The sequence below is a fragment of the Flavobacterium sp. genome (assembly GCF_024305175.1).
Lineage (GTDB): Bacteria > Bacteroidota > Bacteroidia > Flavobacteriales > Flavobacteriaceae > Flavobacterium.
In genome coordinates, this window is record NZ_JAMWYY010000026.1 from 12,577 (window position 1) to 25,597 (window position 13,021).

Genomic DNA, 13,021 nt, shown 5'->3' on the forward strand with positions numbered 1-13,021 from the left:
AATCTTAATTCTAAAATCCTCAATTTATAATTTACAGAAGGTGCATCCGTATGTGCGGTATGCCATCTTCCAGATAACCTTCTCCTGCCTGCACAAATCCGTGGCTTTCATAAAACTTTTTCAGGTAAAGCTGTGCCGAAATAGTTATGGCATCTTCATCAAAATGCTCTTTAATGCCGGCAATAGCAGCTTTCATAAGCTCGTGCCCCCATTTCCGGTCGCGGTATTGTTCTCTAATTACTACACGCCCTATAGAGGCTTCCTCAAAATAATAGTCACGGTTAAACAGCCTTGCATAAGCCACTATTTTATCATTAAAAGTACCAATGAGGTGTAACGCTTTTTCATCTTTACCATCTATGTCCTGATAAACGCAATTCTGCTCCACTACAAACACTTCACTTCGCAGCTGCAGCAGTTCGTATAGATCAACAACAGAAAGCTCGTTAAATCGCTTTATTTTGAACTGAACCATTATTGTTTTAAGTATTTAACATGATTTGTATGATCTGCAAACTTTAAAAATTTTGCATTTAGCTTCATCTTTTCCTTCTCGAAATATTTATATTGATTTTCCATAATCAAATCTATTTCAAAAATATTTGCCTTTTTATCCTTTATGATGTATTTGGAATTTTTTTGTGATAATCCGATAGAAAATACGGCTATACTATTTATCTGAATATTGTCTTCAAAATAAATTTTCCCTTCTGAATCAGTGTGTAAATACTCTTTAGACTCATTTATCTTAATACTCCACCCCGGCAAAGGAAGCTTATCTCCATTTAGATTTATCTTTAGTTGTATATAAGGTTTATCTTGAGATTGTTTTTCTTCCACTATCAAACAGTCGTTTTTGCAATAATCATAACTGTTTAAAACAATATAATTGTTCTCAATACTCCACCTACCTTGCGATTCTTTGTATTGTAAGCCAGCTCTATAAGTATAAAAAAAAGCTGTGTCGTTAAAAGTTATTTCTGAGTACGGATAAAAAATATTTTTTCTTTCGCTTATATAGTTACCTTTTAACTCAGTCACATTAACTGAACAACATGAAGACAAAAAGAATCCTATAATTAGGAACAGACAAAACGAATACGTTAACCGCTTTATTTTAAATTGAGCCATTACTCAAAATTAAGCGATTTGATTATCGACTCAAGCTCTATGATGAGGTCACGCTTAGGCGATGATGGGCTGTATATAAAACCTTCTACCACAAGGTAGTATTGTTTTTTATCATTTTTAATAGTGTAGTTAAGAAAAGGCCCGCTCATAAAGTCGTTCTCCATTTCCCAGTTGCCGCGAATTTCAAAGGCACGTTTGTCTTTAAAACTCGTCATGAACAGGTAAGGGGAGTAGGCTTCTTCCGTTTTCATAAAAGTGCCGGGGTCCTGGCCGTGTATGTACATATTGCCTATAGAATCGCGCATGGCTATAATATTAGGCAGTATGGTTTTATTCTTTTCTATTGTCACGTAAGGTACTTTATACAGCAGTATATTGGTGTTACCGCTTGGAATGTCCTTCTTTAGCCATATAAAGCTATCGTTGTGTATGGCATAGCTGTAGGTAGAGGGTACCATTATACTGATGCCATATTGCTTATTAAAAACAGTGGCATCCAGCAGCCCCGCCTTTTTGTGGCGCTCCTGGTTTTCTTTAATTTCAGTATCCTTGATTTTCCTGATTATTTCATCAGAATGCATTTCAATAAGTTCCAGCAGGCCATCGGTAGTTTTAGCGCTGATGGTAAAAACATTTTGTGGTTTGCAGTAGCTGTTCTTTTTGATGACAAAACCGTCGTTACCGCCCTTATCAACAATTATGATATTGCGGCCACGCTTCAGTGCCTGGTCAAAAGTGTTTTCGTGATATTGGTTCAGGGTAAAAAGCGGTTCTTCCTGGGTGAGCCCATCTACCGGTGCGGCAAACTTGCGGCGCATGCTGTCGCCCACATCGCCGTTCCACATCACATCATTGATAACAATAGATATCTCGTTGATGTTTCCGCGCGAAGCCGTAGCATCCTCTTCCGTTTTACCCTCGTTGCAGGCTGTAATGCAAAGGGCAAAAACAAAAAGTACTATTTGTTTAAGCCTTTTCATGCATGGCGGTTTTATCAGTTAATACTACTCACCTTAAGCTTCATACCCGGTTTTATGCTCTCGCCTTCTATTTTGTTCCAGCGTTTAAGGTTCTCTACAGTAACGCCGGGGTGCTTTCTTGCTATACTGAAGAGCGAATCACCTTTCTGCACAATATAAAGGCGTTCTGCCTCATAGCTGGCTTCACGGGCACGTTTATCTTTACTTATGGCTGCTGCCACAATTTCCTGCGTGTTAGGTTCTGTTTCTGCGACAGCGTTTTCAGCTACGGCGTCTTCTTCAGTGGCAGCCTCGTCAGCTTCCGGTTTTGCAGTAGTAGCGGCAATAGCTGTTTTATCTGTTTTAAGTGTATCGGCAGGTTTTTGTTTTGCCTTGTCTTTCTTAACGTCTTTAACTTCAGCTATAGCTTCTTCTTTTACCGGTATATCTACAATTTTTTCTGTTTGTATCTTAAGGCGTTGCCCAACCTGTATCATGTTACCCCTAAGCCCGTTCCAGCGCTTAATTTCCGCAACGCTAACGCCATATTTGTTAGATATTTCGCCAAGGTTATCGCCGCGCCTAACCGTATAGGTTTTGCTTGCGGTAATTATTTTCTTTCCGTCTTTGGCAAGTTCTTTTACAGAGGCTACCGCTTCTTCGCGTTCTTTTACAAAATAAGGTTTTTCCCTTTGGTCGGCCTCATAATCGATATAGGCATAAATAGCCTTTTCATTAGCGGTAAATAAACCTATTTTATCTTTAGGCAATCTTAAATAATGCGCTTTTTCTGTTGTATACGGTATTACATCAAGCTTATAAATAGGGTTCAGGAATTGCAATTGAGAAACCGGAACATCTACAAGGCTTGCAATCTGTTTGAATGACATCTGGCGTTTTACCATAACCGTATCGGTTTCAAAATAGGTCATTGGCGCTTTTTTGCCGTTTATGCCGTGCTCTTTTGCATACTCATAAACATACATAGTTGCCAGGAATGCCGGCACATAGCCCTGTGTTTCCTTTGGCAGGTTGCGGCGTATATTCCAGTAGTTCTTATAGCTGCCCGAACGGCGTATCGCTTTTGTAACGTTACCCGGCCCTGCATTGTAGGATGCAAGCACCAGATCCCAGTCGCCGAAGATATTATACAGGCTGCTCAAGTACTGGCAGGCTGCCTCTGTAGCTTTCAGTGGGTCGCAACGCTCATCTACATAGCTGTTTACCTCAAGGTTAAACTGCTTTCCGGTAGGGTACATAAACTGCCACAAGCCTGTTGCACCAACCCTTGATTTTGCCTTTGGGTTAAGCGCCGACTCTATTACAGCCAGGTACTTTATCTCCATCGGCACGTTGTATTTAGAAAGGTATTCTTCGAACATCGGGAAATAATAATCCGAAATTGCCATTAACCTCTCGAAAGAGCGCGGCCTGTTTTTAAGGTAGGATTTTATGATGTTCTCAAGCCCCTTACTGTATTCTATGTGAAAGGGAGAAACAGCATCCAGCTTGCCAAGACGCTCTTTTAAATCTTTAGAAGACAGGTTATAATCTACATCTTCATCAGGATTTATCTTTTCGATATCCTCCTGCATGGCCTCGAATAAATCCTGGTTGGCCAGTTCTTTCATCCAAAGGCTGTCTATGCAGGCCAGGTTTTCATAACGGATGAAAGTAGATTTAACAGAATCAAGGTAAGAAAGTTTAATTTGCGGAGTACTGATTTCGGCTTCGGCACTTTCCTGTGCGAATGCCGCAAAAGAAAATAATGCAAAAATGAATGACAGTGTTCTCTTTTTATTCATAATTTGTTTTTTAAGAAGTTAAGTACAATGCCTTTCAGGTGATTGTAACATAACTTTTAAATAGATATTATAGTATAAACTTTAACAGGCTATTCCTGTATTGCAGCTATGCCCGGCAGGGTTTTACCCTCAAGCATTTCGAGCATTGCACCACCTCCGGTAGATACATAGCTCATTTTCGGTTCCAGGCCAAACTGCTTAACCGCTGCTACAGAGTCGCCCCCGCCCACAAGAGAGAAAGCGCCGTTTTTAGTAGCTTCGGCAATATATTCGCCTAACTGGATGGTACCTTTGGCAAAGTTTTCCATTTCGAAAACGCCAAGCGGCCCGTTCCATAGTATCGTTTTTGAGTTTAAAATAACCTCTTTAAACTGCTCCAGCGATTTCGGGCCTGCATCAAGCCCCTGCCAACCATCAGGTATTTCTCTTACATCAACAACTTTAGTGTTAGCATCGTTTTTAAATCCATCGGCAGCCACAACATCTACAGGCAGGTGCACCTGCACATTGTTTGTTTTGGCTTTCTCTAAAATGTCAAGCGCAAGCTGCTGCTTGTCATCCTCACAAATAGAGTCGCCCACGCTGCCGCCCTGCGCTTTTATAAAGGTAAAAGTCATACCGCCGCCAATTATCAGGTGGTCTACTTTATCCAGTATATTTTCTATAACTGTTATTTTAGATGATACTTTACTGCCACCCAAAACAGCCGTTACAGGCTTATCGCTGTTTCCTAATACTTTGTTAAGACTGTCGATTTCTTTCGCAAGAAGCGTTCCAAAAACCTTGTTTTGAGGAAAAAATTTTGCAACTATGGTGGTAGAAGCATGCGCACGGTGTGCTGTGCCAAAGGCATCGTTAACGTAAACATCGCCCAGTTTGGCAAGTTTTTCAGCGAAAGCCTCATCTCCCGCCTCCTCTTCGCTATAAAAGCGAAGGTTCTCTAAAAGTAATATTTCACCCGGCTTTAAAGCCTCGGCAGCTTTTTCTACAGTTTCGCCTACACTGTCTTCCACAAATTTCACATATCTACCCAATACTTCAGATGTTGTGGTTACAATATGCTTAAGCGAATATTTTTCCTCTTTGCCTTTTGGCCTGCCCAGGTGGCTCATCAGGATAACGCTTCCACCGTCATTTAAAATTTTATCGATAGTTGGCTTCGCGGCTTCGATACGGTTGGTATCGGTAACATTAAAATTTTCATCAAGGGGAACATTAAAATCTACCCTTATTAAGGCCTTTTTATCTTTAAAATTAATATCTGAAAGCGTTTTCATGTGTTTTTAAAATTTCGGGTTTTAACTGAAGAAACGCAAATATAGTTTTTTCTGTTAATAATTTGCCAAACGTTTGTTGAAAAATAACCTGTAGTAAAACACAATGTGCTGAACAGCAATATTATTCCTTTTCTGTATTAAAAACTCTGGTGGCAAAGCTCCATGTTGGCTACTGCGCCGGCTATATTACCGCTGCTCACCGCATTGGCTACAGAGCGCATCATTGCCGCGTTATCGCCGCACGCAAATAAACCTTCAACAGTTGTTTTCTGAAAACCGTCTGTTTTAATATGCCCCATTTCGGTAAGTTCGCAACCAAGTTTCGCAGGTATATCAGAGTGCTGAACAAAAGGCAGGACTGCATATAAAGCATCAAGAGGCAACGCATTCCCGCTGCTAAGCACAAGGTTGCGCAGTTGCCCGTTTGTGTGGATTACCTCAATAACTCCCTCCTCAATAACAGGGATATTGTTTTTTGCCAGTTTTGCTGTTTGCTCTGCTGAAAAATCGGCTTTGCCTGACGTGATTATGCTAAGGTTTTTGGTAAGGTTACTTACTAAAGTAGCGAGGTGATAAGCCCTCTCGCCATTAGCCAGTATGGCTGTTATTTTGTTCCTTACTTCATAGCCGTGGCAGTAGGGGCAATGTATAACAGATATCCCCCAACACTCTGCAAAACCTTTAATGTTGGGCATTATATCTTTTATGCCCGTTGCAAAAATCAGTTTTTGTGCTGTGAATTGTTTACCGGATTGTGTTGTTATTAAAAAGCCTGTGCCGGTTTTTTCTCCGCTCACGGCAACATCAGTAATAAATGTAACGGTTTTGTATTGTAAAACCTGTTCTTTGCCAAGAGCGGCTATTACAGCCGGCGGGGTGCCATCATGGGTAATAAAATTATGTGAATGCGGTGTTTGCCTGTTGCAGGGTTTGCCACCATCAATAATCAGTACCTTGCGTAACGAACGCCCCAGCGCCATTGCTGCCGAGAGGCCTGAGTAGCTTCCGCCTATGATGATAACTTCAAAAATATCCTGATTTTCCATAGCTGTTTTTTGATAAGTTTCAAATAGATTTGGCAAACTTAAATAAATATTTTATTATTGCAACAAAATCGCATTAAAAGATGAGAAGAAGGAATACACCCGCAAAAGAAGCTGTTTTAGATGTACTTAAAAAAGCAGGTAAAGCGCTTAACCACGAAACGGTGCAGGATAATCTTAGTATAGATATAGACAGGGCTACCGTTTACAGGGTGCTGAACCGGTTTTGCGATGACGGTATTTTACACAGGGTTGTTGCAGAAGACGGTAAGCAGTATTTTGCTGTTTGCAGTAAATGCGATTCAGAGAAGCATTCTGATAATCACTTTCATTTCAGGTGCACAGGGTGCAACACGTTAGAATGTCTTCCTACTCCTGTGCAGTTTACTGTGCCGGAAGGCTATTTTGCAGAAAGTATTAACTGCATCATTAACGGAAGGTGCAAAAACTGCGCTTAATACAAAAAAATTGCCGCTACTGTAAAACAGTAACGGCAACTGAGGTATAGAATAAAATTAGCTTCTGATTACTTAAGATCTCGACATTTTATCGGCAAGGATAATTGCGTTATAAGCATTTACAACTTTACCGGTCATAGATACATCGCTGAATGCCCTCATATTCTTTTCGTCGCCACCTGCGGCTACATCTATTTGCATAGGTACTCCTGACTGCATGATAACCTGTTTAACCTGTGCGGCTGTAAGTTTAGGATAGTAAGCACGTATTAGAGCTGCAACCCCCGCTGCATTAGGCGAAGCCATTGATGTACCCTGAAGGTATTCATAATTATTATTTGGAGTGGTTGCATAAATGCGTACACCCGGGCTAAACACATCTACATCGGTTTTACCGTAGTTAGAGAAATTAGCTATCAACCCCTCGTCAAGGCTGTAGTTAAGCGCCCCAACCGAAAGGAAGTTATCAGCAATTTCGGCGCCACCGTTCATGTTGTCGTTAGGGTAACGCTCTACGCCGCCGCCTTCATTAAGGTCGGTTCCTTCGTTACCTGCCGCACAAACAATAAGTACATCTTTGCTTGCCGCATATTTTATAGCATCATATACCCAGTCGCTGTGGGTAGAGAAGTATTTACCAAAACTGCCGTTAATTACTTTGGCGCCGTTATCTACCGCATAGCGTATTGCCATGGCAACATCTTTATCATACTCGTCGCCATCGGGCACTGCACGCACCGGCATAATAACCGCTACATTGCTGGCTACACCGTCTCCGCCAATGCCGTTACCCCTTAGCTGGGCAATAATACCTGCTACGTGGGTGCCGTGTTTTGCGCCTTCTTTCTCAGGGCCTATAACGTTGCCGTTACCATATCCTTTGGCATTCCAGTTGTTCTCATCATCCTTAAGGATGTCTTTACGGGCATTGTACTTAAGGTTAAGGTGGTAATCCAATACATTATCATAATGCTCTTTGCCGCCCTTAATATCTTCTATAAGCTCATCACGCGATACTTCTGTTAATATCATGGCAAACCTGCCTTTAACAGCATTAATTGTAGGGTCTGATGACTGCATGTTCTTTAAATCTTCAGCAGTATAAGTGTCTTTGCCCAGTTGTTCGCGTATGGCCTTATCCGCTTTCAGGATAAAATCCATTTGCTGTTTGCCGGCCATAGCCTCTGCATATTCCTTATCATATTCGGCTTTTGCCCTTTTGTAAAGCTCAGAGCCGTCGTCGCCCCTTTTCAGGATGCGTACAAACTCCATATTTTCATGGTTGATGTCACCTAAAAAGTTCCATCCGTGAACGTCGTCCACATAACCGTTGTTATCATCATCTTTACCGTTTCCGGCTATTTCGTCGCTATTAGTCCATATCTGTCCCTGCAGGTCCGGGTGCTCAATATCCACGCCGCTGTCAATTACACCTACAATAACTTTATCTGCTTTTTTACCTTCAAGCAGCTTCAGTGCACGGTCTGTACTCATTCCGGGTATAGTATCGTTTACAATATCAAGGTGGCTCCAGCGTTGTTCTTCGTTTTCGCTAAGGTCAGCTTTTTTGGCTGTTATTGTTGCAGGTGCAGTAATAGACTCTGCTGTTATTTTTTTAGAGGCTCCGCAGCTTGCAAGGAATAGTGCCAGTGCAGCCGAGAGATAAATTGATTTAAACTTCATATTATACTTAATTTACATTTCTTTACAGAATTGGTCTAAAATAGGATGGATTTGTTACAAACTTTATAAAATTAACATTACGTTAGGAAATCATCCCACTTTAAAACGTCTTTAAGGCGCACTCCTTTTTCGGTGTGCTGAACGGTTATAATTTCGTTATGCGCATCGTGGCCAAGCACTAAATAGTAACCATTATCTGCGGCTGCGTTCATAAACTTTTCCTTTTCATCAAGGGTGAGCAGCGGCCTGGTATCATAACCCATTACATAAGGCAGGGGTATGTGCCCGGCGGTTGGCAGCAGGTCGGCCACATATACAAATGTCTTTCCCATATAATTTATATGCGGTATCATCTGTTTTTCGGTATGCCCATCGGCAAAGAATATACCAAAGCACAGTTCACTTTTTTCCTTAAAGTCGCCTTCAGGGCGAGTAATAAAATTTAACTGCCCGCTTTCCTGCATGGGCATAATATTTTCCTGGAGGAAAGATGCTTTTTCGCGTGCATTGGGTTTAACGGCCCATTGCCAGTGGTTCTCATTCGTCCAGAAGTGTGCGTTTTTAAAAGCTGGTTCATAGCCGGTGTGGTCTTTATTCCATTGTATGGCGCCGCCCACATGGTCAAAATGCAGGTGCGTTAAAAAAACATCGGTAATATCATCGCGATGAAAACCATATTTGGCAAGTGATTTATCTATACTGTGGTCGCCCCACATGGCATAGTAGCCAAAAAATTTTTCGCTTTGCTTCTTGCCCATTCCGGTGTCTATAAGAATAAGCCTGTTGCCGTCTTCAATCAGCAGGCAGCGTGCCGCCATATCTATCTGGTTGTTTTCATCTGCAGGGTTGGTGCGGTTCCAGATGGTTTTGGGAACCACGCCAAACATAGCGCCCCCATCAAGCTTAAAGTTGCCGCTTTCTATCGGGTATAGTTTCATTGTATTTGTTTGAGTATTTTAGATGCAGCAAGGTACGGATTTTGCTGTTATTTATGCAATAAAACTCACCGTATAGGCTTTACTTATACCTTAATCAGATAAAAAGAGTAGCTTTTATTGCAATGTGTAAAATTGTGGGTATCTTTGCAGTAATTTAGATTAAATATATACAGACAATGATAAAAGTTTCTGATACAGCAAGGAAAAAAATTGTCAGCCTTATGGAGGATGACGGTTTTGATGCCGCTACCGATTATGTTAGGGTAGGGGTAAAAAGCGGAGGATGTTCAGGCTTGTCGTATGATTTGAAATTTGACAAAGCCCTGGGCGAAAACGATAAATTATTTGAGGATAATAACATAAAAGTAGCTGTAGATAAAAAGAGTTTCTTATATCTGGCAGGTACAATTTTAGAGTACAGCGGAGGCCTTAACGGCAAAGGGTTTGTGTTTAACAACCCTAACGCACAGCGCACCTGCGGCTGCGGGGAGAGTTTTTCGTTATAAAAAGCCCCCTAACCCCCAAAGGGGGAACAAAGGGCTTCTAAAAATTTTAAATTAACTAACTAATTCCCCCTTTGGGGGTTAGGGGGCTAAGATATGAGCAAATACACAGAAGAAGAATTAAAAGTCGAGCTGGAGAACAAAGAGTATGCATACGGCTTTTATACAGATATAGAAAGCGACACGTTTCCCGTTGGGTTAAACGAAGATGTTATTCGTGCGCTTTCGATGAAGAAGGAGGAGCCGGAATGGATGACTGAATGGCGCCTTGAGGCGTTTCGTGCATGGGAGCAGATGACAGAGCCGGAGTGGGCAAATGTACATTATGAAAAACCTGACTTCCAAGCTATATCTTACTATTCGGCACCTAAGAAAAAGCCTAAGTATGAGAGCCTTGATGAGGTTGACCCGGAATTACTGGATACCTTTAAAAAACTCGGCATTTCTATAGATGAGCAGAAAATGCTTGCAGGTGTGGCAGTAGATATTGTAATGGACTCTGTTTCGGTAGCGACAACATTTAAAAAGACGCTGGCAGAGAAAGGCATTATTTTCTGTTCTATCTCCGAAGCTATAAAAGAGCATCCGGAACTGGTAAAGAAATATTTGGGTACAGTAGTGCCACAAAGAGATAATTTTTATGCAGCGTTGAACTCGGCGGTTTTTAGCGACGGGTCGTTCTGCTATATACCAAAGGGCGTTCGTTGCCCGATGGAATTGAGCACTTACTTCCGTATTAACCAGGCAGGCACAGGCCAGTTTGAGCGTACGCTTGTTATTGCCGACGAGGGCAGCTATGTGAGCTACCTTGAAGGTTGTACCGCACCGAGCCGCGATGAGAACCAGCTGCATGCCGCAGTGGTAGAGCTTATAGCGCTTGATGATGCCGAGATAAAATACAGCACAGTACAAAACTGGTTTCCCGGTAATAAAGAGGGCAAGGGCGGTGTTTATAATTTTGTAACCAAACGCGGGCTTTGCGAAAAGAACGCCAAAATATCGTGGACACAGGTAGAAACCGGTTCTGCCGTAACGTGGAAATACCCAAGCTGTGTGCTTAAAGGGGATAATTCGGTAGGGGAGTTTTACTCTATTGCCGTAACCAACAATTACCAGCAGGCCGATACGGGTACTAAGATGATTCATTTAGGGAAAAATACCAAGAGTACCATTATTTCTAAGGGTATATCAGCCGGTAAATCGCAAAATAGCTACCGCGGACTGGTACAGATAGGCAGCCGTGCAGAAAATGCCCGTAACTTCAGCCAGTGCGATTCGCTGCTGATGGGTAACAATTGTGGCGCGCATACCTTCCCGTACATCGAATCGAAAAATACAACAGCCAAAATAGAACACGAGGCAACAACCAGTAAAATTGGCGAAGACCAGGTATTCTACTGCAACCAACGTGGCATACCAACCGAAAAAGCTATTGCGCTAATCGTTAACGGCTTCAGCAAAGAGGTGTTGAACAAGCTACCGATGGAGTTTGCGGTTGAAGCGCAAAAGCTGCTGGAAATAAGTCTGGAGGGTAGTGTGGGGTAATCTGGTTTAAAGTTTAAGGTTTAAAGTTGTTAACACCTTAAACTGCTAATAAGCAAAAAAAGGATGGCCACTATAAAGAAGTTTGAGGATTTGGAAATTTGGCAGGAAGCAAGAAGGCTTTCTAATCAGATTAACCATATTGCAAATACAACAGCGCTAAAAAATGATTTTCGCCTTCGCGACCAGATAAAGGCATCAATTGGTTCTGTAATGGATAACATTGCTGAAGGTTTTGAAAGAAATGGAAATATAGAATTTAGGCAGTTTCTCTCGGTAGCAAAAGGTTCTGCCGGGGAAACAAGATCTCAGCTGTACCGACTTTTTGATTTCGGATATATAACAGAAAACGAATTTGAAGTATTAAAAGGTGACTTTGAAAACCTGAGCGGAAGAATAAATAAATTTATAACCTATTTAAATAATAAAGATTACAAAGGAACAAAGTTTCAATAGAACTTTAAACCTTAAACTTTAAACAAACAATAATGCTGACTATTAAAAACCTACACGCAAGTGTTGAAGATAAAGAGATACTGAAAGGTATTAACCTTGAGGTTAAAGCTGGCGAGGTACATGCTATCATGGGGCCTAACGGTTCGGGTAAAAGTACGCTTTCATCGGTTATTGCCGGTAAGGAAGAGTATGAGGTAACCGATGGTGAGATAACCCTTGAAGGTGAAGACATTGGCGAGCTGGCTCCGGAAGAAAGGGCGCATAAAGGTGTTTTTCTTTCATTCCAGTATCCGGTAGAAATTCCGGGTGTATCGGTAACCAACTTCATGAAAACCGCTATTAACGAAACGCGTAAAGCTAAAGGCGAGGAAGAAATGCCCGCCAACGAGATGCTGAAGCTGATACGTGAAAAGAGTGAGCTTTTGGAAATTGACCGTAAGTTCCTTTCACGCTCGCTGAACGAAGGCTTTTCCGGTGGAGAGAAAAAACGTAATGAGATTTTCCAGATGGCAATGCTGGAGCCGAAGCTGGCAATACTGGATGAAACCGATTCGGGTCTTGATATCGATGCACTGCGTATTGTGGCAAATGGCGTTAACAAGTTACGCAGTAAAGACAATGCGGTTATAGTAATTACCCACTATCAAAGGCTTTTAGATTATATCGTACCCGACTTTGTACACGTACTGTATAACGGTAAAATAGTAAAATCGGGCGGTAAGGAATTGGCCTATGAGCTTGAGGAAAAAGGCTACGACTGGATTAAAGCGGAAAATTAAGACAGTCTAAAGTCGCAGGTCATAAAGTCATAAAGTTGTAGCATGGGTAAATTTGGTTCATTTGAAGAAATAGTTTCATGGCAAAAAGCCCGGGAGCTTAATAAACAGATTTACCTGATTACCGAAGCTGACAGTTTTAAAAAAGATTTTGACCTTGCAAGGCAGATAAGAAGATGTTCTGTTTCAATATCATCTAATATAGCCGAAGGCTATGAGAGGAAAACGGACAAAGAATTCGTTCATTTTTTATACATTGCAAAAGGCGCCGCCGCCGAAGTCAGGTCGCAACTGTATTTAGCACTCGACCTTAACTATATCAGTAATGAGTTATTTATTAATATGATTACTGATATTACAGAGATTTCAAAATTGCTGAGCGGCCTTATAAAATATCTAAGTAAAGAAAGTTGATAGTCTTTAAGACTTTACAACTTTAAACTTTTGACA

Annotated in this window: 14 protein-coding genes; 6 read left to right on the forward strand and 8 right to left on the reverse strand. The window is 41.4% G+C overall.

From position 1 onward, the window contains the following. Positions 1 to 31: 31 nt before the first annotated feature. The 6 genes from Q0K96_RS08195 to Q0K96_RS08220 form a co-directional block, all read right to left on the reverse strand. The gene (locus Q0K96_RS08195; RefSeq protein ID WP_297333544.1) at positions 32 to 478 is read right to left on the reverse strand and encodes a GNAT family N-acetyltransferase; all 447 of its coding nucleotides are present in this window, start codon (positions 476 to 478) and stop codon (positions 32 to 34) included. Further along, complete coding sequence (locus Q0K96_RS08200; RefSeq protein ID WP_297333519.1) at positions 475 to 846, reverse strand: hypothetical protein; 372 nt, start codon at positions 844 to 846, stop codon at positions 475 to 477. Before Q0K96_RS08200 ends, Q0K96_RS08195 begins: the two co-directional genes overlap by 4 nt. Positions 847 to 1,130: 284 nt before the next feature. Then, positions 1,131 to 2,111, reverse strand: a complete 981-nt coding sequence (locus tag Q0K96_RS08205) for a DUF4837 family protein (RefSeq protein ID WP_297333520.1) — start codon at positions 2,109 to 2,111, stop codon at positions 1,131 to 1,133. 14 nt (positions 2,112 to 2,125) lie between these two features. After that, positions 2,126 to 3,895 (reverse strand): lytic transglycosylase domain-containing protein, encoded by a 1,770-nt coding sequence (locus Q0K96_RS08210; protein WP_297333521.1) that lies wholly within the window; start codon positions 3,893 to 3,895, stop codon positions 2,126 to 2,128. A gap of 89 nt (positions 3,896 to 3,984) precedes the next feature. Beyond that, positions 3,985 to 5,172 carry a phosphoglycerate kinase gene (locus Q0K96_RS08215; protein ID WP_297333522.1) on the reverse strand — a complete coding sequence of 396 codons (1,188 nt, stop codon included), beginning with the start codon at positions 5,170 to 5,172 and terminating at the stop codon, positions 3,985 to 3,987. 137 nt (positions 5,173 to 5,309) lie between these two features. Beyond that, positions 5,310 to 6,218, reverse strand: a complete 909-nt coding sequence (locus Q0K96_RS08220; protein WP_297333523.1) for an NAD(P)/FAD-dependent oxidoreductase — start codon at positions 6,216 to 6,218, stop codon at positions 5,310 to 5,312. Positions 6,219 to 6,298: 80 nt separating this feature from the next. Between Q0K96_RS08220 and Q0K96_RS08225 the strand changes: the two genes are divergently transcribed. Further along, positions 6,299 to 6,673: a transcriptional repressor gene (locus Q0K96_RS08225; protein ID WP_297333524.1), complete on the forward strand. Its 375-nt coding sequence runs from the start codon at positions 6,299 to 6,301 to the stop codon at positions 6,671 to 6,673. 72 nt (positions 6,674 to 6,745) lie between these two features. Here Q0K96_RS08225 and Q0K96_RS08230 read toward each other — a convergent pair whose 3' ends face one another. Both Q0K96_RS08230 and Q0K96_RS08235 read right to left on the reverse strand, forming a co-directional pair. Continuing rightward, entirely contained in the window at positions 6,746 to 8,356 is a 1,611-nt protein-coding gene (locus tag Q0K96_RS08230) for a S8 family peptidase (protein WP_297333525.1), read from the reverse strand. A 77-nt stretch (positions 8,357 to 8,433) separates the two neighbouring features. After that, the gene (locus Q0K96_RS08235; RefSeq protein WP_297333526.1) at positions 8,434 to 9,294 is read right to left on the reverse strand and encodes an MBL fold metallo-hydrolase; all 861 of its coding nucleotides are present in this window, start codon (positions 9,292 to 9,294) and stop codon (positions 8,434 to 8,436) included. A gap of 176 nt (positions 9,295 to 9,470) precedes the next feature. Between Q0K96_RS08235 and Q0K96_RS08240 the strand changes: the two genes are divergently transcribed. From Q0K96_RS08240 to Q0K96_RS08260, 5 genes are all read left to right on the forward strand, one after another. Then, positions 9,471 to 9,800 carry an iron-sulfur cluster assembly accessory protein gene (locus Q0K96_RS08240; protein ID WP_223054041.1) on the forward strand — a complete coding sequence of 110 codons (330 nt, stop codon included), beginning with the start codon at positions 9,471 to 9,473 and terminating at the stop codon, positions 9,798 to 9,800. A gap of 93 nt (positions 9,801 to 9,893) precedes the next feature. Beyond that, positions 9,894 to 11,342, forward strand: coding sequence for a Fe-S cluster assembly protein SufB (gene sufB, locus Q0K96_RS08245; protein ID WP_297333527.1), 1,449 nt, complete (start codon positions 9,894 to 9,896; stop codon positions 11,340 to 11,342). A gap of 63 nt (positions 11,343 to 11,405) precedes the next feature. Beyond that, the gene (locus Q0K96_RS08250; protein ID WP_297333528.1) at positions 11,406 to 11,795 is read left to right on the forward strand and encodes a four helix bundle protein; all 390 of its coding nucleotides are present in this window, start codon (positions 11,406 to 11,408) and stop codon (positions 11,793 to 11,795) included. Between the two features lie 32 nt (positions 11,796 to 11,827). Beyond that, entirely contained in the window at positions 11,828 to 12,574 is a 747-nt protein-coding gene (gene sufC / locus Q0K96_RS08255) for a Fe-S cluster assembly ATPase SufC (RefSeq protein WP_297333529.1), read from the forward strand. Between the two features lie 42 nt (positions 12,575 to 12,616). Then, on the forward strand, positions 12,617 to 12,985 hold the full coding sequence (locus tag Q0K96_RS08260) for a four helix bundle protein (RefSeq protein ID WP_297333530.1): 369 nt from the start codon (positions 12,617 to 12,619) through the stop codon (positions 12,983 to 12,985). The last annotated feature ends 36 nt before the right edge of the window (positions 12,986 to 13,021 follow it).

Excerpts from the sequence above, each read along its gene's own strand:
- Q0K96_RS08205 (WP_297333520.1), bottom strand. The coding sequence starts at position 2,111 with ATGAAAAGGCTTAAACAAATAGTACTTTTTGTTTTTGCCCTTTGCATT.
- Q0K96_RS08210 (WP_297333521.1), bottom strand. The coding sequence starts at position 3,895 with ATGAATAAAAAGAGAACACTGTCATTCATTTTTGCATTATTTTCTTTT.
- Q0K96_RS08215 (WP_297333522.1), bottom strand. The coding sequence starts at position 5,172 with ATGAAAACGCTTTCAGATATTAATTTTAAAGATAAAAAGGCCTTAATA.
- Q0K96_RS08220 (WP_297333523.1), bottom strand. The coding sequence starts at position 6,218 with ATGGAAAATCAGGATATTTTTGAAGTTATCATCATAGGCGGAAGCTAC.
- Q0K96_RS08225 (WP_297333524.1), top strand. The coding sequence starts at position 6,299 with ATGAGAAGAAGGAATACACCCGCAAAAGAAGCTGTTTTAGATGTACTT.
- Q0K96_RS08230 (WP_297333525.1), bottom strand. The coding sequence starts at position 8,356 with ATGAAGTTTAAATCAATTTATCTCTCGGCTGCACTGGCACTATTCCTT.
- Q0K96_RS08235 (WP_297333526.1), bottom strand. The coding sequence starts at position 9,294 with ATGAAACTATACCCGATAGAAAGCGGCAACTTTAAGCTTGATGGGGGC.
- Q0K96_RS08240 (WP_223054041.1), top strand. The coding sequence starts at position 9,471 with ATGATAAAAGTTTCTGATACAGCAAGGAAAAAAATTGTCAGCCTTATG.
- sufB (WP_297333527.1), top strand. The coding sequence starts at position 9,894 with ATGAGCAAATACACAGAAGAAGAATTAAAAGTCGAGCTGGAGAACAAA.
- Q0K96_RS08250 (WP_297333528.1), top strand. The coding sequence starts at position 11,406 with ATGGCCACTATAAAGAAGTTTGAGGATTTGGAAATTTGGCAGGAAGCA.
- sufC (WP_297333529.1), top strand. The coding sequence starts at position 11,828 with ATGCTGACTATTAAAAACCTACACGCAAGTGTTGAAGATAAAGAGATA.
- Q0K96_RS08260 (WP_297333530.1), top strand. The coding sequence starts at position 12,617 with ATGGGTAAATTTGGTTCATTTGAAGAAATAGTTTCATGGCAAAAAGCC.